Raw genomic sequence first — 23,451 nt, forward strand, 5'->3', positions numbered from 1 at the left:
CCGTAAATGGGTGTTTACGTACATTGTTGCGAACAATCCAGTTAAAACCCGTATGTGGGTGTTTGCGAGGATACTAAGGCTCAATCACCCGTATATGGGGTGTTGCGCTTTAAAGCGGCTTGGTACGTATCCTAGCGGCTTCTATCCGTGTTTCGAGGGCGTGACCGTTCGGAGGGTTCACGGTCCCGTCTGAGCGATACAAGCGCCGCGGCGCGGTTCAGCAAACGATGCCGAGCCTCCGGATCCGACACCAGTTTACGGACGACGCCGGCGGCCATCTTCAGGCGTCGATCCAGATCCACGGTCGGCGCCCTGGCGGTGTTCAGCGCGGGAGACGTCTCGCCGGCCGCCTGCCGGTCGCGCTCCCGAGGTCGATATCCTGAAACCTCAAGCCCCTGAGCTCGAGCCTGGATCCAGACATCCCGACGAAAGGCCTCGTCACCCTCCACACGGAGCCGGGTCCAGCCGCGATGGCGGGCCACCTTGAGCATGTCGCCAATCGTGTCCGGATAGGCATGAGGCGTGCTCAGTCGTCGTCCATGATCCCGGAAGGCGGGCTCGGTCGCGCGAGGGTCGCGGAAAAAGGCTTGCGGCCGACCTTGGCGGTCGCGTTCGATCAGATAGCGGTCGAGCAGGGCGGACGGCATGTCGCCCTTGAGGATGGATCGCTCGCTCTTCTCGCCGTGTCGGGCCCGATCGGGACCGAGATGATTGTCCGGGGCCGGCCCGCCAGTGGCGGGAAGGGGCGCTCTCATGGCTCACGCTCCAGAACGGGAGGGTCGGTCAGGGCCCGATCCAGCCAGGCCTCCATCTCCGCTTCCGAGGCCCCGGCGGCCGGAGGCGGGCAGCCTTCGTCGGTGAAGGCGCGAATGACGGCGTCGAGCTCCATGTCAGTCTCCGGTTGGTCGTGAGGGGGGGGCGCGGCGGTCGAGGGGGAATGGGACGTCGGGGCTGCGATCGGGAGCACGGCCGGGAGGACGGGCGCCGGCCTGAGGCGGCGCACGAAGGTCCGCTCGCGGTAGTAGCGGATCTTGCGGCCCCGAACCGGCGGCAGGCCCGCCTTGAGGATGATCAGGTCGCGGTCCGACAACTGCATCAGTTCCTGGGGCAGCATCAGGGCCCGGCGTTGCTCGGAGACGGTGAGGGTCCGCCGACCGGCGCCCAGACCGCGCGGCCGGCTCAGACTGCGGCTAGCGTAGGTGTAGAAGCCGAGTCGGTCGCTCAGTTCCTGGGCCACGCGGAGCTCCTTGGGCGCGAACACCACCTCCAGCCCGCAGTTGGTCAGGATCTCCTCGGTGACGTCCGGCCCGTAGAGAGCGCGCAACTGCGACGGGCTCTGGATCACCGGCAAGAGGCGCAGGCCGTATCCGGCGACCCAGGAAAAGGCATGGGCCAGCAGCGGAGCAGGCCCCAGCCGGGCGAATTCGTCGAGCAACACCAGCACCGGCCGGTCTTTAAGGCCGGGGAGGGATCGGCTGCTCAGGTCCACGAGTTGCTGGAACAGCAAGCTGTACAGGGGCGCGACGCGAACCATGTCGGCAGGGCTGGCCCCCAGGTAGAGCGACAGGCCGCCGCGTCGGAGATCGCGCAGGTCGAAGTCGGAGGCGGAGGTGGCGGCGTCGGCGAGCGGGTTGAGCCAAAGACCCATGCGGGTGGTGATCGACTGACGGATCGAGGCGAAGGTGTTTTCGCTGGAGGCGCAGAAGTCCGACAAGGCCGAGACGCAACCGGCGGGCAGAGGGCGGCCCGCCCGGTGGCGGGCCTTGATCAGTTTGGGAAACCGTTCGCGCGGGTCGCCATGGGTGAGCTGACGGAAGATTTCGCCCAGGGTGAAAGGCCGTTCGGCGGTCGCCGCGACCCAGGCGCCGACCCCGATGAATCCGGTTCGCGCCGCTTCTGACCAGAAGGGATCGGTCTGCGGCGGCGTCGGGAAGAGCATCAAGGCCATGCGCTGCAGCTCGTCGAGGACGGCCAGGGCGTCGGCGCGCTCCATGTGGGCCAGGGGGTTGAAGCGGGCGGTTCGGCCGTCGCGGGCGAGCGGGTCGAACAGCAGGACCCTTTGTCCGGCCTCGATCCGGAAGCCGGCGGTGGCGGCGTAGTTCTCGCGCTTGATATCGAGGACCACCACCGAACCCGGCCAGGTCAGGAGGTTGGGGATCACCACCCCCACGCCCTTTCCGGTGCGCGTGGGGGCGTAGAGCATGACGTGTTCCGGCCCATCGGCGATCAGGAAGTCGCCGCCGTCGCGGCCCAGCACCAACCCGGTCTCGGCGCGGAGGCCGGCGCGTCGCTGTTCCGAGACCGAGGCCCAGCGCGCATCCCCGTGCAGGGGGCGACGGCGGGAGGCGATGGCGGCCGCGATCAGGATCATGCCGGCCAGGCTGGCGATGAAGAGGCCGGCGAGGATCCAGCGGCCGACCCGCGGATCGTCGCGATAGTACCAGAACCAGGCGGGAACGCGGGCGGGCTCGACCGAAGGGGAGAGCTGGCCGAGGCCGGCCAGGGCGACGACGGCGGCGAGGCCGAGGAGGAGGGCGATCGTCACGAGCGCGCCCAGAAACAGCGCCGCCGCCCTAGCCGCCGGAGGCGCGCTTGCGATGCGGGTCATGCCAGACCTCCGTCATCAGGTAACGGCCGTCGACCTTCTTCATCTGGACCACGATATCGACCATCAGGTGCAGCAGGCTGCGGATATCCTCGCGGGGCAGGTCGCGGCCCCCTTCGGATTCGCGCACCAGCAGGGTGAGCTGTTCGAAGGCCAGGGCGGCGGAGTCCGCGTGCACGGTGGTGATCGATCCAGGATGGCCCGAGTTGACGGTGCGCAGGTAGAAGAAGGCCGTGCCGTCGCGCAACTCCTGCAACAGGATCCGGTCCGGTCTCATGCGCAGGGCGCTTTCCAGCAGGGCCTTGGGTCCGATCCTCGCGAGACCCTGACCGTCCTTGGCGTAGAGGAGATGGACGGCGTTGCGGTGTGGGACGACGAGTTCGCGCGTGTCCTCGATGGTCAGCAGCCGCTCATCGGCCGGAATCAGCTCCACCAGCCCCTTGGCGAAGGTGGTCTTGCCCGAGCCGGTCGCGCCGGAGATGAGAATATTGCGCCGGCTTTCCACGGCCAGCCGGAAGAAGCCGGGCCAGTCCCGGGCTTGCCGCAGGACCGTGAGGGCGGCGTCCACGGGGTCCGCCTCGTCGCCGGTCATGACCGCCGTCGCAGCGAAAAGGCCTGCGGCTTCGAAGTCCTTGAGGCCCATGTGACGGCTTGTGGGTTTGCGGATCGTCAGGGAGACGGCGCCGCTCGGCACGGCCGGGGGAAGAACGATCTGGCACCGTTCGTTGCCGGGCAGGAGGGTGGAGCAGATCGGGTGTTCGGCGTCGATGTCCTGCCGGGTGAAGGCCGCCGCCGCCACGGCCAGGGTGCGCAACCAGGCCTCGGTCAGTGCGGGGACGCCGCGCCATCGCCATAGGCCGGCGGCTTCAACCCCGACCTCGCCCGGGCGGTTGACGACCAGTTCCGTGACCTCCTCCGGCGCCAGGAAGGGGCGGAGCGGCGCGAGATAGTGGTCGAGGACGGCGGTGTCCTCCATCAGCGCGGCCGAAGGCGATAGACGCCCGCGAAGCTCAGATCCTGGGCGACGAAGATGGAGACCTCGGCCCCCTGCGGCTTGCGTAGCGTCGGCGGAATGCCGATCGAGTTCTGCAGGGCGACCGCGGCGGCGTCGGACGGGACGCGCGCCGAGGCCTGGAAGTCGCCTCCGCCGCCCGCCGCTGCATAGACCCCGTCATCGACGATCGACAAAAGGAGCGCGCCGCCGAATCGGTCCCAGAAACGGGTGTCGATCTCGCCGTCGAAGCCGGAGCGGCCCAGGGCGTCGGTCGCGGGCGAGGCGAGGGCCACCGCCACGCCCGTCGGGGTGACGGCTCGGGTCCAGAGCACGAACAGTCGCCGTCGCCCGGATTCCAGCCCGCCGCGATACTCGCCGAGAACCTTGGTCCCGCGCTCCATGAGAACCACGGCGCCGTTGTCGGAGTAGACATCGCGGGACACCAGGCAACTGACATAGCCCGGCGTGGAACTGTCCATGGCGGTCTGCAGGATGCAGGGCAGGCTGGTTCCAGCGACGATCAGGAGGTTGCGATCGGGGAGACGGCCGGCGTCGGCCTGGCCGATGGGGCTGAGGCGGCGAAGGTCCTCGAGCGAAGAAGGCGTCCGGTGAGGGGCGGCGGGCGAGGGAGTCGTGTGATCGGCGCCGACCGGGGTTCGGCCTGAACGGCTATAGGCCAGCAAGGGGGCCCGCTGCGCGCTCTCGGCCAGGGCGCGCCGCTGGTCCGCCGCCGAGACGCTTGAGGGCGCGGCGGTGCTCGCTCCCGCAGAGCGTTCGATCGCAGGCACAGGATCTTCTCCATCGACCAGGAGCGGCGCATTCGGATCTTCCGCGGCCTGGGCGAGAAGGGGCGGCTCCGGACGGCGGGCCGGCTCAAAGGGCGCGCCGGAGCGCGCCGGTTCGGGGGCAGTCGGGGATTTGCGGTCCCGGGCGTCGCCCCTGTCCCAGGTCGCGAAGAGGAAGACGCCGCAACCGGCGGCGAGAGCGGCCAGGGCGGTCATCTGTCCCTCGTGTCCGCCCAGGCGTCCCGCGATGGGGGAAACGCCACGGTCCTGACCGGTCGGCGGAACATCGGGCTGGTCTGATCTCGTTTGCAGCGGCGGCTCGACGGTCATGGCCGACCTCCCGTGAGCTCGCGCTCGACGGTTGGAGAGGCGGCCCCGTTGGACACGGAGGCGCCGCGGGGATCGAAGGCCTCGTTGAAAATGCATAGCACCGAGGATCCTCGACGCAGGCGCAGACCGCGCGCCGTCCCGTGGATGACGACGAACTCGCCCCGGACGTCATAGGGGATGAGCCGTTCAGCGCCGTCCTCGCCGACCTCGAACAGGGCCGGCAGGGATTGGGCGCCCGGGAAGCGCAGGAGGGTGAAGCGACCGTTGTCGCTCACTTCACTGGGCTGAAGCCGGCTGTCGCCCTGGACCGAATAGGCGAGATTGCGCGGTCCCTGGATCGCACCCTGCTGCAGCTGCAGGCTGATGAGGCGTTGTTCCGCCAGGTCGGCGGATCGAACGAGGGCGGCGGCGGCCCGGGCCTGATCATCCTCGGGGTAGAGGAAACGGATCTGATAGGCGATCGACGCCCGCCCGCCCGGATCCCGCGCGGCCAATTCGAAGGCGTAGTGCCGGGCCTGTCCGGCGCGGTCGGTGACCACGAGAAGATTGGTGGTCTGGTGGCGTTCGCGCGGCTTGAGGAAGAGGACCGAGCCCTCTGCCGCGACCTCCCAGGCCACGCTGTCGCCGATGGCGACGTGCCGGATGGTTTCCTCGGAGGAGAAGATGATCTGGGTCGCGGTCCGGAAAGCGCCGGCCACGCGGTAGACCTCGCCCGGCGCATAGACGAGCTCACGCATGCGCGCATCGGTCGGTTCTCGGGCGAGTGCGGGGTCGGCCAGCGCCAGGGCTGCCAGACCCAAGGCGAGGGCGAGGGTTTTCATCGGATGACCTCCGGGTCGGCGCGATAGGAGACGACCTGGAACCCCAGGGGATTGCGCAGCCGGTCCGCCTCCGTCATCGGCGCGCGGGTCCAGGTGAAGGCTATGGTGGCGATCCAGTCGGTTTCGACGACCTGACGGGCGTGACGGACGGTGCGCCGGAAGCGGACATTGGCGACGTCGGCGTTGATGAAGCCGATGGCGCGGATGGCCACCGCGGCCTCGCCGTCGGGGCCGTAGAGATTCTGAGGGCTCTGAGGGTTGGAGCCTCGGTAGAGATCGGCCCAGCGGGTCTGTTCGCCGGGCGCCGAGAGGATGGACACCATGCGGAAGGCGTCCTCGGCCGCCGGGTCCAGATAGCCTTCCCGGGCGCGCACATATTGGGCGAGGAAGTATTTGCTGACGGCCTCGTCGTAGCGCGCCGGCCCCTGGTCGTCCGACAGACCCCTGACAACGTCCACCGCCCCGGTCGACTGATCGACGCGGATGACGAAGGGCTCGCTGGTCTTCAGCGGCGTCAGGGCGATGACGGCGAGGCTTGAAGCGATCGCGAGCAGGGTGGCGGCCCCGGCCGCGATCCAGGCGAAGCGCCGCGAGCGCAGGGCGGAGGACAGGCGGTCCTGATCCCAGCGCCGGGCCTGGGCGAAGTAGCGTTTCAGCTCGTCGGAGGGGACGCCGGTCATGCGCATCCCCCTGGCCGCGGGATTTCAGCCTCGGCCGCTGTCTGGGTCGGCGGCGACGCCGCAGGGGCGGGCGACAGCACGGAGCCATGGGGGTTGGCGGGTCGTCGAGACGCGCCGTCGCAGGTCGGCAGGGGCGGGGCGGGCAGGGAGGCGCAGCTCCCGAGAAGCACGGCCCACAGGAGGACTGAGGGCAGAGGGCGGCGAAGAGACATGTCAGGCTCCGTTCGGTCGGATGGTTCCACCGCTTCTGGGCGGCTGGCGGCCGGCTTCCTGGGGGGCGCGACCGCCGCCCGAGCCGCCGGCTCCCAGGGTTGCGGCGTTGGCGAAGTCGGCCAGGCCGGCGCTGGCGCCGCCGGCCACGCCCGCGGCTATGGCCGGGGTCTGCAGGAAGAAGATCGCGCCGAGCAGGCATAGGGCGATGAAGATGAGGCCGCCGATCATGGGGTCGGCGCCTTGGATCGAGCCCCATTGATCCCTCACCAGGGAGAGGACGAGCTGGACGATGACGATCATCAGGGCGAAGAGGACGAGGTAGTTCACCGCCTGGCTCAACCAGCCGAAGAAGAAGCGGCGGGTGGCGTCGAACAGGGCGCAGGCGATGAAGATCGGACCCAGGGTCACGAGCAGGGCCAGGGCCAGTTTGGCGACCAGGACCACGCCGAAGCCGAGGGCGGCCGCCAGGGCGCCGATGATGAAGACCGCCGCCGCGATGACATAGGCGCCGGAGTTGAAGGGCGAGGCGTTCCGGGCGATGTCCTCGCCAAGCCAGGCCGCATAGGCGAAGAATTGGTCGAAGGCGGCGCCCACGTTCGGCGCCTCGGCCCCGCTGACGGCGCGGGTCAGGACATTGGGCAGGCCGGTGAAGAGCGGCTCTGTGACGAAGCTGGAATAGGCGGTCGTCGTCGCCAGGGCGTAGACCAAGGCCAGCTTTATCGAGCGGACGGCGAAATCCATTACCGGCTCGCTGATGGCGCCGCGCAAGACGGCGAAGCCATAGAGGATCACATAGAGGACGAGGGCTATTCTCAGCGGTCCTTCAACCTCGGCGATCACGGAGGAAAGACGGCTGCCGAGGAATTCGTTCAGGCGGTCGTCGATGAAGTCATAGCTCGGTTCGAAGACCCGGAACGCCATGTCAGGGCTCCCGAATGGTCTGGGCGTAGGCGGCCATCCGCGCTCCACGTCGAGCCTCGGCCAAGCCCTGGCGAGCGGCGTCGCAATCGCGGTCCGTGCGACCCGCCTCGCAATCCGCAATGACCCGGGCGGCGTCCTGAGGCGCACGCGCGAAGCTTTCGGCGTCGCGTGGCGGCTGGGAACAGGCCGCGAGAATGAGGAGGGCGAGGAAGGCGGTCCGGCGGATCATGGGAAGGCCCGCTCATAGAGAGCCTGGCGCGCCGCCCTCGCCGCTTCCGCCTGTTCGCGGGCGCGCTGTTCCTCCAGTCGGGCTTCCGCAGCCTGGGTCAGGGCCAAGCCCTGAAGGCGGAGCTGTTCGTTCTGGATCAGGGCCTGTTCGGCCGCGAGCCGGGCCTCGAGATCCAGGACGGCGCGGGCGTTGGGGGCGGCGTCCAGGGCCCGGCGGAGGGTTTCCAGGCCTTCGAGCCTCCGGTCTGAGGCCTGGCTCACGGCTTCCCCGATCGCCAAATCCCGGGCTGTCCGGGCCCCGGCGCGTTCGAGGCTGTCGCGATAATAGGTCTCCGCTGTCGCAAGGTCGCCGGACGGCGGGGTGTAGAGGCGGGTCTCGCGGCGGATGGCGGCGGCGCGATCCGCGAGATCGCCGAGCGCCGTCAGGTTTCCTTCCGCCGCCGTCCGCAAGGCGCGAAGGTCAGGAAGGGGGGTGCGGACTTCGGACTGACCGAGGACGCCGGCCAGGGCGTTGACGTCGGAGACGGCGTTCAGGCTGTCGAAAAGGGCCTGGCCCTGTTCGATCTGCGCCTGCAGGACCCGCAGTTGCTGCAGGGCGGTGCGGGCGTCCTCGACAAGTTTGGCGTAGGCGGTCGGGTCGTGGACGATGTGCTGGGCCTGGACCGCGGGGGCTGCGGACAGAAAGGCGGCGCCGATCAGGGCCGCGAGCGGACGTGCTTTCATGAGGCTCTCCTTCGGGCGTGGAAGAGATCGCGCCATTGCGCGTAGTCATCGCCTGTCTCGGCGCGGAGCCGGTCAAGCAGGGCCACGGTCTCGGTGCGGCCGGACAGGATCGCCAGAGCGTCGTCCATGCCGCCAAGGTCGAGTTCGACCACCACGCTGTCGTGCCCCTGCTTGACCAGGAAGCGATGGGACGCGGGCGTCAGGATGTCCCGGACCAGGTGGAACTCGGTCTGGCTCAGGCCGAAGCCGTCGACATAGTCGGTCGCCTGGGCATGGGCGTTGGGGAGGAAGATCTTGGTCGCGCACTGTTCGAGGACGGCGTGGGCGATCGGGGACCTGAGGACGTCGGCGGGCGACTGGGTGCCGAACACCATCAGGGCGTTCTGCTTACGCCAGGTCTTGAGACCGTCCTGGGCGAGATCGGTGAAGGCGGGGTCGCCGAGGACCTTCCAGAACTCGTCGATGTCGAGGATCAACCGCCGCCCGTCCACGCGCTCGGCGATGCGGTGGAAGAGGTAGAGCATGGCGGGGGTCCGGACCTCGTCATGGTCCAGCACCTCGGTTATGTCGAAACCGACGAGCGGGGCCTCCAGGCTCAGGGCGTCCTCGTCATTGTCGAGGACCCAGCCGAGCGGTCCCCCGCGTCGCCAGCGCTCGAGCCGGGCGCCGACGCCTTCCGCGTCGCCCTGGCCCAGAAGGCTTCTCAGGGCGGCTATTGATCTCTGTCGGCGGGGGAGGGCCTCCAGCGCCGCGACGCCGTGATCGATGGCGCGGGCCTGGGCGACCGTCAGGGTTTCGCCCGAGCGGCTGACCAGGGTCCGGACCAGGCGGACCAGGAAGGCGCGATTGCGGGGCGAAGGCGGCAGGGCCTTGAAGGGGGCGAAGCCGGTCGGCTCTCCATTGGCCAAGGCCAGATAGGTCCCGCCGCTGGCGCGCACGAAGATCTCGGCACCCCGGTCCTTGTCGATGAAAATCTGTTGGGCGTCGAAGCGCTCCAGCTGAGCCAGCATGAAGTTCTGCACGACCGTCTTGCCGGAGCCGGACGGGCCGCAGATGAAGCTGTGGCCCAGATCGCCGACGTGGAAGTTGAAGTAGAAGGGCGAGCCCGCGGTCGTCCTCAGGGCCGCGACGGCGGGCCCCCAGTGGTTTCCGGCCGCCTTGCCGACAGGATGGGCGTGGAGGGGGGCGAGCGCGGCGAAGTTGCGCGAGGTGATGGCTGCGGGGCGGGTGCGTCGGGCGAAGGCCCCCGGAAACTGGGACCAGAAGGCGGCCTCGAGGCCGAGGTCTTCACGCGCGACCACCAGGCCTGAATCCGCCAGAAGGGCGCGCGCCTTGGACAGGTGATCCGCCAGTTCCGTCGGCGTGTCGCCATAAATAAGGACCGAGGCCTGGTGTTCGCCCATGACGAAGCGGTTGCTCGTCAGTTCGTCCAGCGCCTCCGACAGTCCGGCGATCTGGGATTCGGCTCGGTCGCGGGCCGAGACCATCTGGTTCTGCTTGCGCTCCATCACAGCCCGGGCGGAGGCCTTGGACAGGAAGGCGAAGGACTGGGTGACGACGAAGCTGAAACGGGCGCTGAGCAGGCCGTTCCATAGGCCCGGACGGGTCGTGGCGGGATATTCCTTGATGGCGAGGACGCCGGCGTAGCGGGCGGCGGCCACGTCCCTCAGCTCGAGGGTTTCGCGGCCGAAGATGGCCCGGGTCGTATAAAGGGCGGCGCCGAGATGGCCGTAGACGATCGGGGCCGGGGATCGGCGTCCCGTCAGGACCAGACCGATGATCTCCATGGGTTCCGAGAACCAGAGGCCGTTCCGCTCATAGAGACCCATTCGGCGCGGAGCGTAGCGGTCCAGATACTGGGCGAGGTCGCGCCCCGCCTCCTCGATCCGGCGTAGAGGGACCAGGGCGGAATCCGGGTCTTCGCGACGAGCAGCGCGCAGGCGTCGCATCAGAGCGGCCGTTCTCCGGGACGGATCGCGGCCCGGGTGCAGGACCAGGGTGACGAAGAGCTCATTGATCCAGAGCGGCTTGGCGGCGGTCCGGGCGTCATAGGCCGCGCCCAGCTCAGTGGCGAAGCCGGATCGGTAACCGGTTGAGGGTTCAAGCGCGACGCGGCGACGGATCAGGTGATGCCAGACGGCGAACTGCTCGTCGGCGAGATTGCGCCAGGCCTGGTTGAGCTTGACGTGCCAGTCGTTGAGGTCGCGGGCGTCCGCGGTCTCGAAGCTCGCGCCCTCGATCCTGAACATCAGCATGAGGGCGCCGCTGTCGAGGGCCACGACATGGTCGTTGAGGTGCCGCGCATAGGGCAGGTTCGATCGGGCGTCCCCCTCACGCCCGAGGCGGCTGGCGCTGATCCCGCCCTCAGCCACGGGTCAGCTCCGCGGCGCGGTGGCGACGGACGAGAGGAAGCGGCGAGGGCGAACTTCCGCCCCAGATGGCGCCGTTGCGCGCCCGCCCCTTGGTGTCGACATAGAGGAAGAGAAGCCGGAAGGCGTTGTGGTCGGTCCGGCAGACGGCGCGAAACACGAGGTGAAGGACGGGCGCGACGAGCAGATAGACCAGGCTGCCTCCAATCAGGAAGACGAGCCCCGAGACGATGACGTTGACCCCCATGGCCTCCATGGGCACGCCCAGGATCATGGCGGGACGCGTGCAGGCCAGGAAGAGCGGGTCTTCGGCTAGGCGCTCCTCAGCCATGTCCGCCTCCGAACAAGAGACGGGCCGCGCCGAGAGCGATGCTGAGGCCGCAGCCCAGGCCGCCCAGGATCTGGGCGAAACGCAGGGGTGAGATCAGCCGTCGGCCAAGCGCCAGTCCGAGGATGGAGGCGGTTCCTGCAGCGCTGAGGACGAGGAGGGAAGCGGCCGGGCTCATCAGGCGCCGCCGGTGATCAGATTGACGATCTCGGCCGCGCCGAAGACGACGATGATGCCGAGCACGACGATGGCGGCGCGCCGGAGATCGAACAGGCCGAACATCCAGAGGATGCCGACCACCACGACGGCCAGCACTGCGAGGAGGCGCGCCGTATTGCCGGTCAGCATGTCGACCACGTTTTGCAGCAGGCCTTCGACATTGGCCGAGGCGAAGGCCGGCTGGACCAGCAGAAGGCTGGACACGCCGACGATGAGGCCGAGGGCACCGAGCCGTCGTGCGCGGGCGGTGTGAGCAGTCATCTCTGACCTCCCTGTGAATGGTCGGTGGATGCGAAGACAAGGCGCTCAGCCGAACGCGCGCGCCCGAAGACATCCCAGGCGGCGACGGACGGCCGCGGCGCGGCGGCAGGCGCCGAAGGCGCAGAGATGTCGGAGAGCGCCTCGACAAGACCCAGGACCTCGGCGGCGGCCTCGACCCTGGCGACATAGCCGTTGCGAAATCCTCGGCTCGGGTGGCCCGTGTTGTATCGCGAGAAGGCGACCCTCAGGCTTTGCTGAGGTGTTTCATTCGGCTGCGGTCGGTAGCCGGCCTGCAGAACCTGAGCGGCGGCCGCGAGGTTGCGGCAGGGATCAAAGGCGGTTTCCGGGGTCAGGCCGAGCCAGTCCAGGTTGTCGCTGTTGATCTGGGCCACCCCCAGATCGAGGTTGGCGCCGCGCTGAAGGAGGTCGCGCGTGATCCGGGCGGCGTCGCCGGCGTCGCGGGGGCGCCGCGCCGGACGCGGACCGCGATTGACGCCTATCGCCAGAGGATCGAACCGGCTTTCCGCATAGGCGACCGCGGCCAGGGTCTCAGGCGCCGTCTGGGGGGCGCAGGCCTGGGCGAGGAGGAGTATGGCGGCGAGGTTCAGCACGTTCGAGCTCCGGCTTGGAGCGCCATTCAGCCTTGCCGGGGCTTCAGCATCGACCCGTTGGTCCCCCGTCGCAGGTCTACGGTGGCGTCATCTCGGACGCATGGCGCGGCGGCCGCGTGGCGCGCCACGGCCTGGATGCGCGTCCTTACGCCCAGACCTCGGCACGCCTCCGCGAGATGTTCGTCGATCGTGCGGGGGGAAAGGCCCAGGACCGCGCCGATCTGGGCGGACGTCAGGCCGTGAGCGGCCAGGTCCAGGCACTGGCGCTGGCGGTCCGTGAGGGCGCTCGTGGGGGATGTGGAGGAGGAGGGCTGGCGCATGGGGTCAGCACATCCGGGACGTCGTCTTGCGGCCAGCCCGCAACTTCGCGGGGTGAGATTTACGGCGCCTCCTTGCCGGTCGCGGACTCATCCTCTGCCAGATCCGGGGGAATCAGTTTCTCGAGCCTCTGTTTCAACCAGGCGCTGGCGGCTTCGTCGCGACGGACCGCCTGCAGGGCCAACTCCTTGAAGGCCCGGGTGACGGTGTTGATGATGGTGCGTGCATCCAGTTCGCTGATCCCGTCCCCCATGTCCTCGTCCAGGGCGTGCAGTGCCACCACGAGAATCTCCACCAGCTTGTTGTCGGCCGCCCGCAGGGCGAACTCCGGCGATCCGAAGGCCATGGCTGCGAAGATGGCGTAGGGGTCCGAATCCGTAACCCGCGCAAAGCGGTGGATGCGTTCATGATGGACCTTGCCCTTCCCGGCTTCGAACAACTCATAGGTCCGGGGCCGCATCCCCATCTTCTCGGCCACATCGACCGTCCGCATGCGGCGGCGCATCCGGATCATGCGAAGCGACGCCGAAAGCGTGGCGGCTTGGGATTGGCGTTTTTCCGGTCCCATGGTCCGTCTCTCTCCCCCGCTGGCGAGACGACCTGATCCGATCCCCGACGCCTCCGCAGGTTGAAAAATGGGCCAGTGCTGACTCAAATGAAAGTCGGGAAAGTAACGGTCCCTGAGAACTTACGCCTGAGCGAAATTATTATTCGTTTATTGGCGGGAGCGGCGTGAATATCTTTTTGGGGGGAGAGGCGGTCATGAGAATGCGCGATCCCTATGGTCAGGCGCTGTCGGCTTTGGCGGGCTTCGCCGGGGAGGGGCGTTTCGGTTCGGGCATGCCGCTGGTCATCACCAGTCTGGCCCACGAGCTGGGGCTGAGCCCCACGCCGGTCAGAGAAGCGCTCGCGCGGCTCGCCGGCGAGGGCCTCGTCGAGCACTGGCCCGGGCGAGGCTATTTCGCACCGAGCCTAGCCGCGACCGATGTCGCCGAACTCTACGACTATCATCAGCGCCTTGTTCTCTGGGCGATTGATCTCCCGCCTGTGGCCTCGGTTGAATTCGTTAAAGCGCCTAACGGGTCGCTCCTTGAGCGCCTGGAGCAGGTCTTCGCCTGCGTGACGGCGCGATCAGGAAATCGGATCCTGATCCGCACTCACCGTCTGGCCGCTGCACGCCTACGTCCTATTCGTCTGGTAGAGGCCGCGGCGGCCCCTCTTGAGCCCGAACAGGTGGCGGGGCTTGAAGGCCTGCTCAAGACCGGCCGGGCGCTTGAGTTCAGAGCCGCCCTGGTCCGTTACCATGAAGATCGAATGTCGGCTTCGATCAGCATTGCAAACGCCATGCGGCGGTCGGATGAAAGTATAGAGCGAATATAGCTTTCATATAGAGGAGGGTCGGCGCTCCATCGTCGGGCCGACGCATTCCGCGTCGGTTCACGGAGGTATCGTCATGTTGAAGACCCTTTCAGGCCTGATCCGCCTCGGATCGGCTGCCGTTCAGACCCGTGCCGAGATCGGCACTGAGAAGGCCGAGCTCAACCCCGTCTACCGCTACGACGACCTCGGCGCCCGCGCCGACATCCTGCGTCTCGGCGGCGCCGAGCAGCGGACGCGCGCGGATTCGCCCGATGGTCGCTTCGAACTCATCCCGGTCCAGCGCTGGGAAATGAACGGTGCGGCCCGCTGATATGGCCGAGGACGTCGCTCTCAGGGCGGCGTCCTCACATCCCGTGGGAGATGACGATGACGGCTGGGCTCAGACCTGACGTGCATGTTGCGGCGGTGGGCGAGACTCTAATCATTCTGGATCTGGCCGGAGACGAATACGCCTGCGTGCCGGGGGCGGGAGCGGCGATTGGATACGGCGAACTCATGGATGACGTGACGCTTTCCATTCTTAGCGAGGCGGGGCTTCTAACGACGGAGCCCGTCCCGGAGCGTCGGCCGCCGCCCCGGCGGCCGACGGCGACGGTCATTTACCAACGCCCCGAACGCCCGCCCACGATCGCCATGTGGGTCGGAGCCGTGGGGTCGGCCTTGGCGGTCCGAGCGATCCGAAAAGGAGCCGGGGTGGCCGCCTATCTCGCGCTCGCAGACGGGCCGGAGGGCGACCGGACGCGGGCTTCTGTCGCGGAAGCGGCGCGAGCTTTTTGGCGGATGGCGCCCTGGCTGCCGATCGAGGGGGAATGTCTGGTGCGGTCGGCCCTGCTGATGCGGTTTCTCAAGCAAAGGGGACTGGAGGCCGATTGGGTGTTCGGCGTGCGTCTGTGGCCCTTCATGGCTCACTGCTGGGTTCAGTTGGACGACCTCTGTCTGAATGACGATGTCGAGCGGCTGGCCGCCTATACGCCGATCTATCGACGATGAGACCTTCAGACAGCGGCTATCTGATCATCCAGTCGCCAGGAGGAGACGCCGAGGATCGCCATGTCCTGGAAGCGGGGCGTCGGGGCCTGAAACAGGCGGGGTGGCGCTCCGCCTTGGCCGTCGAGGACCTGGAAGTCTTCGTGGGACCGCGGCGGCCGCCCAAGGTGCGCCTCATCCACCGTCGCTGCGTCCTCGTAGGAACTTATCGACCCCACGGGCAGGCTCTTTCGGCCCTGATCGGCGGCAGCCGCAGTCCCGAGGAACTTGCTCGGGCGGCCGCGGGCGGCGGCTGGGGCCGGTATGTGCTGGCCTGGCGGACAGACGCCGGAGACCTCGCAATGCTGCGGGATCCCAGCGGAGCCGTCGATTGCCTGACGTGGCGAAGAGGCGGGTTGAGACTGACCGCCGACCAACCTCCGCCGGAAGCGGATGTTCTTCTGCCGGCGACGCTGGCGATCGACTGGGAGCGCCTCGGCGAGATCGCCGAACAGCCTGGTCTGGTGAGCGATCAGCCGCCGTTGAAAGGTCTGACGGCGGTGGCCCCAGGAGAGCATGCGGTCGTCGGTCGAGCCCTGGTGCGGCGGCCCGTCTGGCGACCTGCAGACATCTGGCGGACGCGTCGCGTCGATCCTTCGCCCCAGGCGCTGCGGAGCGTGGTGGATGAGGCGGTGGCGGCGGAAGCCGATGGACAGGAAGGCCTGATCGGCGAAATCTCGGGCGGCCTCGACTCGGCCGTCGTGTCGAGCAGCCTGGCTGCTTCCGGTCGAGCCGACGCGGTCCGCTTCGTCAACTATTATGGAGATTGGGTCGAGGGCGACGAGCGCGCCTATGCCCTGGCCGCCGCGCGGATGAGCGGGCTTTGCCTGGAGGTGGTTCGAAAGCCTGTTGCGCCGATCACGCTCGAACAACTCGAACCCCTGGGATGGGGCGTCCGTCCCGCCTTGCAAGGAGTCGATACGGCCTACGACCAGGAAATGGCGGATCGACTGCGAAAGGCGGGTGCGACGGGACTGGTGACCGGCCAGGGCGGGGATGCTGTCTTCTTCCAGGCGCCGGATCCTCAGGTGGCCGTCGATCGGCGCCGGCGCAGGGGGTGGAAAGGGGTCGAACCCGGATACTGGGCCGAGGTCGGGCGCTGGACGAGACACTCGATCTGGTCCGTCGCGGCCGTGGCCTTGGGAGGCGGACGAGCGCGTCCGGCGCGCGGACGCGATCATCCCTGGCTGGAAAACTGCGATGACCTGCCGCCTGGCAAGCGAGGTCAAATCCTCCGACTAGCCAATTGTCAGCTGTTTTGGGGAGACTGTCAGCGCGCAAGGGCTGCCGACCTCGTCCATCCCCTGCTCAGTCAGCCCGTGATGGAACATGCCTTGGCCGTGCCCGCCGACCAACTCCTAGCGGGCGTACGCGATCGAGGACTGGCCCGTCTCGCCTTCGCCGATCGTCTGCCGACCCTGATCGCCGAGCGACGGGACAAGGGCGACCTGAGCGTCTTTTATGGTCATGTCCTTTTGTCGAGCCTGCCGGTGCTACGCCCCTTCCTCATGGAGGGACGGCTGACGGAGCATCGGCTATTGGATCGAGTTGAACTCGAGCGCGACCTGTCGCCTCAGCGGCTGATGTGGAGCCCTGACGGCAATCGTCCCCTTCTGCTCGGAGTGCTCGAATCCTGGGCGCGACATTGGGGCGACCGGATCGAGCGGAGGCGGGCGGAGGGAATCCGCCTTTGACGCCGAGACGGCGGCCGACCGAGCGCCCAGAAGAGTTCGGCAAGCAGGCCGGTTCGGGAGGAACCTGTCCCCGGGGGATCGGTTGATCAGAGACGAAAAAAGGAGAGGTTTCATGAGCGATCAACTGACGCCGATCGAAGCGGAAAAGGCTTTTTGGAAGAGCTTGGAGAAGTCGAACGCTGGCATGCTGGGTATCGACAGGCCGGGCTATCACCATCAACCAATGACCGGCTTCGGCGAGCCGGAATCCGGAGCGATCTGGTTTTTCACGCGCGACGACACGGACTTCGCCCGTGACGTCGCCGACCGGGGTCAGACGGGGATGTTTTGCTATCAGGCCAAGGACGAACAGCTGCAGGCCTGTATTCATGGGCGTCTAGTGATTGATCAGGATCGCGAGCGCATCGACCGCTACTGGAATCCCGTCGTTGCGGCCTGGTATCCAGAAGGCAAGAACGATCCTCACCTGACGATGATCCGTTTCGACGGCGAGGATGGACGGGTCTGGGTCTCCGACAAGGGCGTGCTGGGCTTCGGCTATGAAATCCTTAAGGCCAACCTTACCAAGAGCACGCCCGATGCGGGCGGGGTCGCGGACGTGAACCTGGCCTGACGTCCTGAGCGTTCCTGACTTAATGTCGGGTTTCCGACACAGGACCAGCCCGAGGTATGTAGGTGTGCACGGGATGGCCGGTCTGAGAGCCTGGGCTTGGTATTGACGCAAGGGTCTTTGCCTAGACCAGTGAAGGAGGCTGCGAACGGTCCTGGAACCGGTCCATTGGCCGGGACTTGTCCCTCTATGGCTTCCGGCATTCAATTCGGCCCCATTCACGCCAATGCCGTGCATCTATGCGTGGACATGCAGCGCCTGTTCGCCGAGGACACGGCTTGGCGCACGCCCTGGATGCCCCGCGTCCTGCCGGTCGTGATGCGGCTGTGCGAACGAAAGGCGGAACGCACCTGCTTCACCCGCTTCATACCGGCGCGCACCCCCGGCGAAGGGCAGGGAACCTGGCGGCGTTATTGGGAAAGATGGGCCTCCATCACGATTGAGAACCTTGGCGCGGACAGGGTGGAACTCCTGCCAGAGCTTCAGACCTTCGTCCCGCCCGCCAGGGTCTTGGACAAGGTCTGCTACTCCCCATGGATCGGGACCGGCTTGGCCCGCACACTGTTCTCCAGCGGGGTCGATACCTTGGTGGTGACGGGCGCGGAGACGGACATGTGCGTCCTGGCCGCCGTACTGGGCGCCGTTGACCTGGGCTTTCGCGTGGTAGTGGTCGCCGACGCCATATGTAGTTCGTCGGACCAGTCTCACGACGCCTTGCTGGGCCTCTACCACCACCGTTTCGGCCAGCAAGTGGAGACGGCGGAATGCGCCGAGGTTCTAGAAGCCTGGGATTAGACAGTCTGGTCCAAGAGGCGCGCAAGGACAGGCTCGAAACCCTGGGTGTCCTGACCCGGCAGCAGATCGGCTGTCTCCCCCGTCTCATAGAGCGCGATCAGACTCAGATAGACATAGGAGGCCCGGCAGACCGTCGGCCTGTTTCCCAGGGCCGCGGGACACCGCCTTCATCAACATCTTCAAGGCCCCGCTCCGTCAGGCCTAGGCAACGCCCTTGTCGCGACTTCGGCTCCCGAAAGCTTGTCCGATGACTTTCTCAACTGAGAAAGCGTTTGAAAGACCGGGAGGCGCGCGCCTCAGTGCGTTCCGCTGCGGCCGCCCGCTGAAGATAGCCGTCGCTGCTTGGAACCGCCTCTGTCAGCGAGGCCTTTACCCTGGTGCGCGGATCGTGAAGGTGACGCTTCGATCCGCGTCTTCCTTTGGAGGGAAGCGCCCATCGCCGATTTGCGCATCGGCGATGGGTCGTCCTGGAAACAATGGCCTCGCCTGCAAGACAGGCCTGAGGGACGGCGAAATCTGAGGCGAGGCCAGAGCGTCATCGAGCCCGTCCGATGCTAGTCACTGTCTTTGAGATGCGCGATCCAGTTTTCGATGCCAGTCGTATCGGCAATCGGTCCGGCCCAGACATGGGTTGGAACTGCGGGTTCGTTGTTGGCGCGCAATCTTTCCCTATAGACCTTCATTGGCACATAGGCGGTGGCGCGGCCGCTCGGCAGCGGGACGTAGCGGATCTCGTTGTACAGGGTGTCCGCTGAGGTTTCCTGGCCGACCTGAACGGCGCCCAAGGCCGTCAGGGTGTCTACCGCGTCCAGACAGGCGGAGGAGCAGCCGAAGTCGGTCAGAACATAGATTTTACCGGCTACAGGATTCTGCAGGGTTGTCGTCGGAGCCGGAGACGGCGCCTTCGGTTCGTGGAAGAGGAGCTCGCCCTCCGCCATCGCCGATCGCATGCCGTCGATGAGCGTGTTCAGATAGGCGAGCGTCTCGGGCTGGCTGCTGAACTGGGCCACATAGCTTTCCAGCTTAGCCAGATTGTCCGCCGAGGCTCGCCAATCGACCGTCGCATCATCGATCACACGGGCGTCGACATAGTCCGCGCCCCAGATCGTGCGCGCCAAAGAGGTCAGCCACGTCGAAGATCCGCCGTTGTTGCCGCGCAGGTCGAAGACAAGCACAGGCGCGCCGCGCAATTGAGCCACCCGGGTTTCGGCGTCCGCCAGCATGTCGGTCAATCTCTCGCCGCCCGCCGTCCGCGGGTCGGCTCCAAAGTCGCCGAGTTCGAGCCACATCCCCCCGCTCCACGGCCGTATCAGCGTGGAAGCGGTGAACCGCTCCCCGTTCGCCGTTGCAATGCCGGCGTCCCGGTCTGTCGGGTCGAGCGGCCGCCAAGTCAGGGTATGGGTGGTCCTGCGACCGTCCACATCAAACCGGCATTGTCGAGCCCGCTGAACATAGGGATTGCCTGCATCTACAAACGTCCAAACGGCGTGGCTGACGCGCGTGGCGTGCAGGGACCAGCGCCCGACCTCGCGCCCGATCATTTCGTAGCCCAAGGCTTCCGCCGACCGGCCGTCGCAGTCTTCCAGCACGGCTCCCACAGGCGGCGCGGCCGTGTCGCGACTATAGACCACCTCGTAGCGTTCTCCCGCTTCACCGGACCGCAGACCGACCAGGAAGCCGGGCCATTGGACGACGACCGGCTCGCTGCTGTCCTCGATCTGCGTCAGCCCCAGGTGGCCGTCGTTGAAGGAGGCCGCATACTCGGTCAATGCGGCGCGCCAGGCGGCATAGCTGTCTGCCGTCTGGGCGCGATCGAGCGCCAGCGCCAATCCAGCTTCAAGCGAGACATTGAACGCCGGATTCGCAGCGTCGATCGGACCAGGGTGGTTATTCGCAATCAGGTCGTGGAACGCCTGCGCATCTTCTCGCAGAGCTTGGCCCCAAAGAACGGGCTGCGTTCTATCTTGAGCCGCCGCTCCTTCAGCGATCATTGCTGAAAGGCTCAACAAGGCGACCGTGATGGCTTGTCTCATGGAAACTCCCCGAACTGATCCAAGGGTGAGATCTCGACGGGGCGCCGGCTACTTAAATTTCGGTCATACGTATCGGATTCCAGACAGCATCCCTGAAGTGATGAAGGTCCGCCCTCCGAAGAGAGCGGGCCTTGAATGACGGGTCGGAGGCTGGGGCGATGCTAGTTGGGCCGCACTCACGCGGACGGCATGGCTAGTTCGCGGGCGTGACTGAGCGGGCGGCTTCGCCCACATTGTCGGCGGCCTCGCCCACGCTTTCAGCGGCTCCGGCGATCGCATTGGATTCGATCTGCTTGTTCTGGCTCATGTTCAGCAGGAAGTAGCCGACGACCGCGACCAGGAGCAGGCCGATGACGAGAGCGATCACGCCGCCCATGCCTCCGCCCCGCCGCTCCACGATCACCCGCTGACCTTCGGTCGTGGTGGTGCGCTCGACCGTGCCGTCTGCATGCTCGACTGTTTTTTCCGTGGGCATCAGATGTCCTCCTCGTTCGATCCTTTTCCAATCGAACAACGGGCGTGAGGTTCCCGACGAGGGCGTCCTCCGCCCGTCCCGCAACGGTCGGAGGACGGCGGATATCGTTTCCAGGAGCTCCATTCGTTAGGAAGTCGCGGGACTGTAACGGCAGCCGACAGGGCTGGGTTCTTGTTCGCCATCTTGCGACACGGAGAAAGGAGAAAGCGCAGTCTCCATAGCCCCCCTTGAACGGTCGCCGATGCTCTCCAGATAGCGACCGCCTTCAAACTTCACTGGAGATGCTTCGATGCGAACCATCGTTGTTGAGCCCTTTGGCGAAGCCTGGGCGGTCCGTGTTGACGACATGGAGCCCCAGCTGTTTACGCGCGGACGCGCAGCGGAAGAGGCCGCGAAAGACACTGCGGAGAGATTGAGCGCAGCAGGCGATCACGTCGAAATCCACCTGTACCTGAGGAATGGAGAAAGGGCCGCACGCTTCATATGCCTGCCGCCGGTATCGTCGGACGACACGCCGCATCTGGTCGGAGGGAGCTTGCTGGCCGTAGCCGGCGCGGCCTGTGAAATGACTGAAGCAGCCGCGTAGGAACAAGGACAAGCCGCTCTTCCGATAGAGCGGGCGCTCTCTCAAGCAAGCCATGCATTGCTCCAGCGTCGTCCTCGGAGCCGTAGCTTCCGAACATCCGGTAGCGCCGTTTGGAATGAACGGAACAGTCGAGTCACGGGCGCGTTGGTCGACGAGTGGAACGATCGGCATGGAGGTGTCGATGGTCTCGCCGTCATCCACATTCCAGAGGACCGTCCATGTTACGTTGGGCCATCATCTTCTTCATCATCGCCCTGGTCGCCGCCGTGCTCGGCTTCGGCGGGATCTCGGGCATGTCGTTCGAGATCGCGAAATTCATCGCCATCATCGCCGTCATTCTCTTCGTGGTTTCGCTGGTGGTGGGCGGTTTACGCGGACGTGGGCCGCGAATTTGACGCGTCGTTTCAGCGGTGCGTGAAAGGCCCCGGTCATCGCCGGGGCCTTTTGCTATCGGCTTCTCAGGGCAAAGGAGAGTACGAAGCGAAGGGACGAAAGTCGGCTTGCCTAGGTCCCCGAGTGCAGCATGATAGCCATCGCACAATGAACCGACTTGACCTTCGATCGAGAACCCTCGCGGCCTGCCTCTCCGCCGTCGCAGGCTTTGTGGATGTCGTCGGCTTCCTCATGACTGGCGGCTTCTTCGTCTCATTCATGAGCGGCAATTCGACCAGGCTAGGCATCGGACTGGCCGGAGGAGCTTCTGTAGCGGCGGTGGCTGGTGGATTGATCCTCTCGTTTGTCGCCGGCGTGGTTCTCGGAGCCAGCCTTGGTCGGATCGCAAGAGCGCAGAAAGAGACCGCCATCCTTGCACTCGTTACCGTGCTGTTGGTGCTCGCTATCCTGGCGCATTGGATGAATCTTGGCGTTCTCGCCGCAATGCCGCTCGCTCTCGCCATGGGAGCGCAGAACGCCGTATTCGCAGAAAACGGCGAGGTCAGTATAGGCTTGACCTATATGACGGGCGCACTGGTCAAACTAGGCAAACGATTGACGGTCGCGCTGTGGGGCGGCGACAAATTGGGGTGGTTGCCATACTTGCTGCTCTGGTCAGGACTGCTCGCCGGGGCGATTTTGGGCGCTCTATCCTTCGCGCATTTCGGTCCCAACGCCTTGGCTTTCGCCATCGCTGCGATGATGCTTCTGACTGGCCTCTCAGTCGCAACTCGCCGAAACCTCCAATCCTAGAATCTATTTCCCCTTGAATGCGGGGAACGATCCGTTCGGTCGTCGCCGACGTATTTCGCTGAAACGCTGACGGAGCCGCGCCATGAACCTAGCGATCGCCTATCTTCTGACTCTGGTCGTCTTCGCCGTCATCGACACGGTTTGGCTGGGAAGCATGGGGAACCGACTCTATCGCCCTCTTATCGGGTCCGTGTTGGCGGACAACTTCCGCTTGGCTCCCGCGGCGGCCTTCTACGCCCTGTACGCCGCCGGCCTGACGATCTTCGCCGTCCTGCCCGGCCTTGCAGACGGCGGATGGAAAAAGGCGCTCCTATGGGGCGGTCTCTTTGGTTTTTTCGCTTACGGGACCTATGACCTGACCAATCTCGCCACGCTCAAGACTTGGAGCCTGAAGCTGTCGCTGATCGACATGGCTTGGGGCGTCTGCGTCAGCGCAGGGTCGTCGTCGATCGCCTGCGCCCTCGCGATGCGGCTGCTTCGCGCGGTCTAGGGCTTCGGGGGGCGGGGAAAGAAGCGACTGGTGCGCCGGGCGTAGGCCGCGAAGGCCTGGGGGCGCGACCGGCGCATATGAGCCTCCAGCAGGGGGGCGCCCGACACCTCGGTCAGCAGCCAATAGATGTAGGCGGGGCCGCTCAAGGCCAGCCAGCCGAAGGTCCAGGAACCGTCGAGGTCGATGGCGAAGACCGGCCAGGCGCACCACCCCAGCCATTCGAAGAAGTAGTTGGGATGCCTCGACCACCCCCAGAGGCCGATGTCGCAGACGCGGCCTCGGTTGGCGGGATCGGCCTTGAAGGCGGCGAGCTGGCGATCGGCCACGGCTTCGCCGATCACGGCGGATAGGAAGACCAGGGCGGCGATCCCGTCCTGCAAGCTCGGTCCGGCCGCGGGATTCCGCGCCGCCGCCAGCAGGCTGAGCGTGAGGAAGGCGGCGGCGCCGGCCTGGAGCATAAGAAAGCCGAACATCTTCGTCTGGAAGCGGTCGCCCCATTCCGCGCGCAGACGAGCGTAGCGGGCGTCCTCGGCTTCGCCGGCGGCGCGGCGCGCGATATGCAGGCCCAGCCTCAGGCTCCAGAGCCCGATCAGGGCGGCGACCAACCATTGGCGTGCGGAAGGGGCGGCTCCGCTCACAGGGAAGAGGGCGACGCCGACGCCGGCCAGGCCCAGGCCGAAGGACCAGAAGACGTCGGCCCAGCCGCCCTGTCCGGTGCGGCGTTGAACCAGCCAGGCCGCGCTCATCACGGCGATTAAAAAGAGCGCCGCC

At 66.7% G+C, this 23,451-nt stretch carries 28 protein-coding genes; 10 read left to right on the plus strand and 18 right to left on the minus strand.

From position 1 onward, the window contains the following. Nucleotides 1–131 precede the first annotated feature (131 nt). The 15 genes from ABIE19_RS02735 to ABIE19_RS02805 form a co-directional block, all read right to left on the minus strand. The gene (locus tag ABIE19_RS02735; protein WP_354087584.1) at nt 132–755 is read right to left on the minus strand and encodes an LPD7 domain-containing protein; all 624 of its coding nucleotides are present in this window, start codon (nt 753–755) and stop codon (nt 132–134) included. After that, nucleotides 752–2,608: a type IV secretory system conjugative DNA transfer family protein gene (locus tag ABIE19_RS02740; protein ID WP_354087585.1), complete on the minus strand. Its 1,857-nt coding sequence runs from the start codon at nt 2,606–2,608 to the stop codon at nt 752–754. The genes ABIE19_RS02735 and ABIE19_RS02740 overlap by 4 nt, the downstream gene beginning before the upstream one ends. Further along, on the minus strand, nt 2,574–3,581 hold the full coding sequence (gene virB11, locus ABIE19_RS02745; RefSeq protein ID WP_354087586.1) for a P-type DNA transfer ATPase VirB11: 1,008 nt from the start codon (nt 3,579–3,581) through the stop codon (nt 2,574–2,576). The genes ABIE19_RS02740 and virB11 overlap by 35 nt, the downstream gene beginning before the upstream one ends. Next, complete coding sequence (gene virB10 / locus ABIE19_RS02750) at nt 3,581–4,714, minus strand: type IV secretion system protein VirB10 (RefSeq protein ID WP_354087587.1); 1,134 nt, start codon at nt 4,712–4,714, stop codon at nt 3,581–3,583. Before virB10 ends, virB11 begins: the two co-directional genes overlap by 1 nt. Next, nucleotides 4,711–5,535, minus strand: a complete 825-nt coding sequence (locus ABIE19_RS02755) for a TrbG/VirB9 family P-type conjugative transfer protein (protein WP_354087588.1) — start codon at nt 5,533–5,535, stop codon at nt 4,711–4,713. The genes virB10 and ABIE19_RS02755 overlap by 4 nt, the downstream gene beginning before the upstream one ends. Next, nucleotides 5,532–6,215: a VirB8 family type IV secretion system protein gene (locus tag ABIE19_RS02760; RefSeq protein WP_354087589.1), complete on the minus strand. Its 684-nt coding sequence runs from the start codon at nt 6,213–6,215 to the stop codon at nt 5,532–5,534. Before ABIE19_RS02760 ends, ABIE19_RS02755 begins: the two co-directional genes overlap by 4 nt. Before the next feature lie 213 nt (nt 6,216–6,428). Then, nucleotides 6,429–7,349 carry a TrbL/VirB6 family protein gene (locus ABIE19_RS02765; protein ID WP_354087590.1) on the minus strand — a complete coding sequence of 307 codons (921 nt, stop codon included), beginning with the start codon at nt 7,347–7,349 and terminating at the stop codon, nt 6,429–6,431. Nucleotide 7,350: 1 nt separating this feature from the next. Continuing rightward, nucleotides 7,351–7,578: a hypothetical protein gene (locus ABIE19_RS02770; protein ID WP_354087591.1), complete on the minus strand. Its 228-nt coding sequence runs from the start codon at nt 7,576–7,578 to the stop codon at nt 7,351–7,353. After that, nucleotides 7,575–8,300, minus strand: a complete 726-nt coding sequence (locus tag ABIE19_RS02775) for a TrbJ/VirB5 family protein (RefSeq protein WP_354087592.1) — start codon at nt 8,298–8,300, stop codon at nt 7,575–7,577. Before ABIE19_RS02775 ends, ABIE19_RS02770 begins: the two co-directional genes overlap by 4 nt. Continuing rightward, nucleotides 8,297–10,672: a VirB4 family type IV secretion/conjugal transfer ATPase gene (locus ABIE19_RS02780; protein ID WP_354087593.1), complete on the minus strand. Its 2,376-nt coding sequence runs from the start codon at nt 10,670–10,672 to the stop codon at nt 8,297–8,299. Before ABIE19_RS02780 ends, ABIE19_RS02775 begins: the two co-directional genes overlap by 4 nt. Continuing rightward, the gene (locus tag ABIE19_RS02785; protein ID WP_354087594.1) at nt 10,665–11,000 is read right to left on the minus strand and encodes a VirB3 family type IV secretion system protein; all 336 of its coding nucleotides are present in this window, start codon (nt 10,998–11,000) and stop codon (nt 10,665–10,667) included. Before ABIE19_RS02785 ends, ABIE19_RS02780 begins: the two co-directional genes overlap by 8 nt. Nucleotides 11,001–11,174: 174 nt before the next feature. Further along, nucleotides 11,175–11,477, minus strand: coding sequence for a TrbC/VirB2 family protein (locus ABIE19_RS02790; protein ID WP_354087595.1), 303 nt, complete (start codon nt 11,475–11,477; stop codon nt 11,175–11,177). Continuing rightward, nucleotides 11,474–12,088: a lytic transglycosylase domain-containing protein gene (locus tag ABIE19_RS02795; protein ID WP_354087596.1), complete on the minus strand. Its 615-nt coding sequence runs from the start codon at nt 12,086–12,088 to the stop codon at nt 11,474–11,476. The genes ABIE19_RS02790 and ABIE19_RS02795 overlap by 4 nt, the downstream gene beginning before the upstream one ends. A 26-nt stretch (nt 12,089–12,114) precedes the next feature. After that, complete coding sequence (locus ABIE19_RS02800; protein WP_354087597.1) at nt 12,115–12,408, minus strand: helix-turn-helix domain-containing protein; 294 nt, start codon at nt 12,406–12,408, stop codon at nt 12,115–12,117. Between the two features lie 59 nt (nt 12,409–12,467). Beyond that, entirely contained in the window at nt 12,468–12,974 is a 507-nt protein-coding gene (locus ABIE19_RS02805) for an XRE family transcriptional regulator (protein WP_354087598.1), read from the minus strand. A 200-nt stretch (nt 12,975–13,174) separates the two neighbouring features. On the opposite strand from ABIE19_RS02805, the gene ABIE19_RS02810 reads away from it, so the two are divergent. From ABIE19_RS02810 to ABIE19_RS02835, 6 genes are all read left to right on the plus strand, one after another. Next, on the plus strand, nt 13,175–13,786 hold the full coding sequence (locus tag ABIE19_RS02810) for a GntR family transcriptional regulator (protein WP_354087599.1): 612 nt from the start codon (nt 13,175–13,177) through the stop codon (nt 13,784–13,786). Between the two features lie 73 nt (nt 13,787–13,859). After that, a complete protein-coding gene (locus ABIE19_RS02815) occupies nt 13,860–14,096 on the plus strand; it encodes a hypothetical protein (RefSeq protein ID WP_354087600.1) in 237 nt (78 codons plus the stop codon). 56 nt (nt 14,097–14,152) lie between these two features. After that, nucleotides 14,153–14,776: a lasso peptide biosynthesis B2 protein gene (locus ABIE19_RS02820; protein WP_354087601.1), complete on the plus strand. Its 624-nt coding sequence runs from the start codon at nt 14,153–14,155 to the stop codon at nt 14,774–14,776. After that, on the plus strand, nt 14,773–16,506 hold the full coding sequence (locus ABIE19_RS02825; RefSeq protein ID WP_354087602.1) for an asparagine synthase-related protein: 1,734 nt from the start codon (nt 14,773–14,775) through the stop codon (nt 16,504–16,506). The genes ABIE19_RS02820 and ABIE19_RS02825 overlap by 4 nt, the downstream gene beginning before the upstream one ends. A 112-nt stretch (nt 16,507–16,618) precedes the next feature. Further along, complete coding sequence (locus tag ABIE19_RS02830; RefSeq protein ID WP_354087603.1) at nt 16,619–17,119, plus strand: pyridoxamine 5'-phosphate oxidase family protein; 501 nt, start codon at nt 16,619–16,621, stop codon at nt 17,117–17,119. A gap of 186 nt (nt 17,120–17,305) precedes the next feature. Next, on the plus strand, nt 17,306–17,911 hold the full coding sequence (locus ABIE19_RS02835; RefSeq protein ID WP_354087604.1) for a cysteine hydrolase family protein: 606 nt from the start codon (nt 17,306–17,308) through the stop codon (nt 17,909–17,911). Nucleotides 17,912–18,465: 554 nt separating this feature from the next. Here the strand turns inward: ABIE19_RS02835 and ABIE19_RS02840 are convergent. Next, complete coding sequence (locus ABIE19_RS02840) at nt 18,466–19,944, minus strand: S41 family peptidase (protein WP_354087605.1); 1,479 nt, start codon at nt 19,942–19,944, stop codon at nt 18,466–18,468. 193 nt (nt 19,945–20,137) lie between these two features. Further along, the gene (locus ABIE19_RS02845; protein WP_354087606.1) at nt 20,138–20,419 is read right to left on the minus strand and encodes a hypothetical protein; all 282 of its coding nucleotides are present in this window, start codon (nt 20,417–20,419) and stop codon (nt 20,138–20,140) included. A 289-nt stretch (nt 20,420–20,708) separates the two neighbouring features. On the opposite strand from ABIE19_RS02845, the gene ABIE19_RS02850 reads away from it, so the two are divergent. The 4 genes from ABIE19_RS02850 (at nt 20,709) to ABIE19_RS02865 (ending at nt 22,680) form a co-directional block, all read left to right on the plus strand. Further along, nucleotides 20,709–21,005, plus strand: a complete 297-nt coding sequence (locus ABIE19_RS02850) for a hypothetical protein (protein ID WP_354087607.1) — start codon at nt 20,709–20,711, stop codon at nt 21,003–21,005. A 218-nt stretch (nt 21,006–21,223) separates the two neighbouring features. Continuing rightward, the gene (locus ABIE19_RS02855; RefSeq protein WP_354087608.1) at nt 21,224–21,400 is read left to right on the plus strand and encodes a DUF1328 domain-containing protein; all 177 of its coding nucleotides are present in this window, start codon (nt 21,224–21,226) and stop codon (nt 21,398–21,400) included. Nucleotides 21,401–21,545: 145 nt separating this feature from the next. Beyond that, nucleotides 21,546–22,190 carry a YoaK family protein gene (locus ABIE19_RS02860; RefSeq protein ID WP_354087609.1) on the plus strand — a complete coding sequence of 215 codons (645 nt, stop codon included), beginning with the start codon at nt 21,546–21,548 and terminating at the stop codon, nt 22,188–22,190. A gap of 82 nt (nt 22,191–22,272) precedes the next feature. Beyond that, nucleotides 22,273–22,680 carry a DUF2177 family protein gene (locus ABIE19_RS02865; RefSeq protein ID WP_354087610.1) on the plus strand — a complete coding sequence of 136 codons (408 nt, stop codon included), beginning with the start codon at nt 22,273–22,275 and terminating at the stop codon, nt 22,678–22,680. On the opposite strand, the gene ABIE19_RS02870 is transcribed toward ABIE19_RS02865, so the two are convergent. Further along, complete coding sequence (locus ABIE19_RS02870; RefSeq protein WP_354087611.1) at nt 22,677–23,426, minus strand: DUF1295 domain-containing protein; 750 nt, start codon at nt 23,424–23,426, stop codon at nt 22,677–22,679. The two genes, ABIE19_RS02865 and ABIE19_RS02870, sit on opposite strands and share 4 nt — an antisense overlap. Between the last annotated feature and the right edge of the window lie 25 nt (nt 23,427–23,451).

Origin of the sequence: Brevundimonas faecalis, from assembly GCF_040549405.1 — a bacterium.
In the GTDB taxonomy this organism is placed as follows: Bacteria; Pseudomonadota; Alphaproteobacteria; order Caulobacterales; family Caulobacteraceae; genus Brevundimonas; species Brevundimonas faecalis.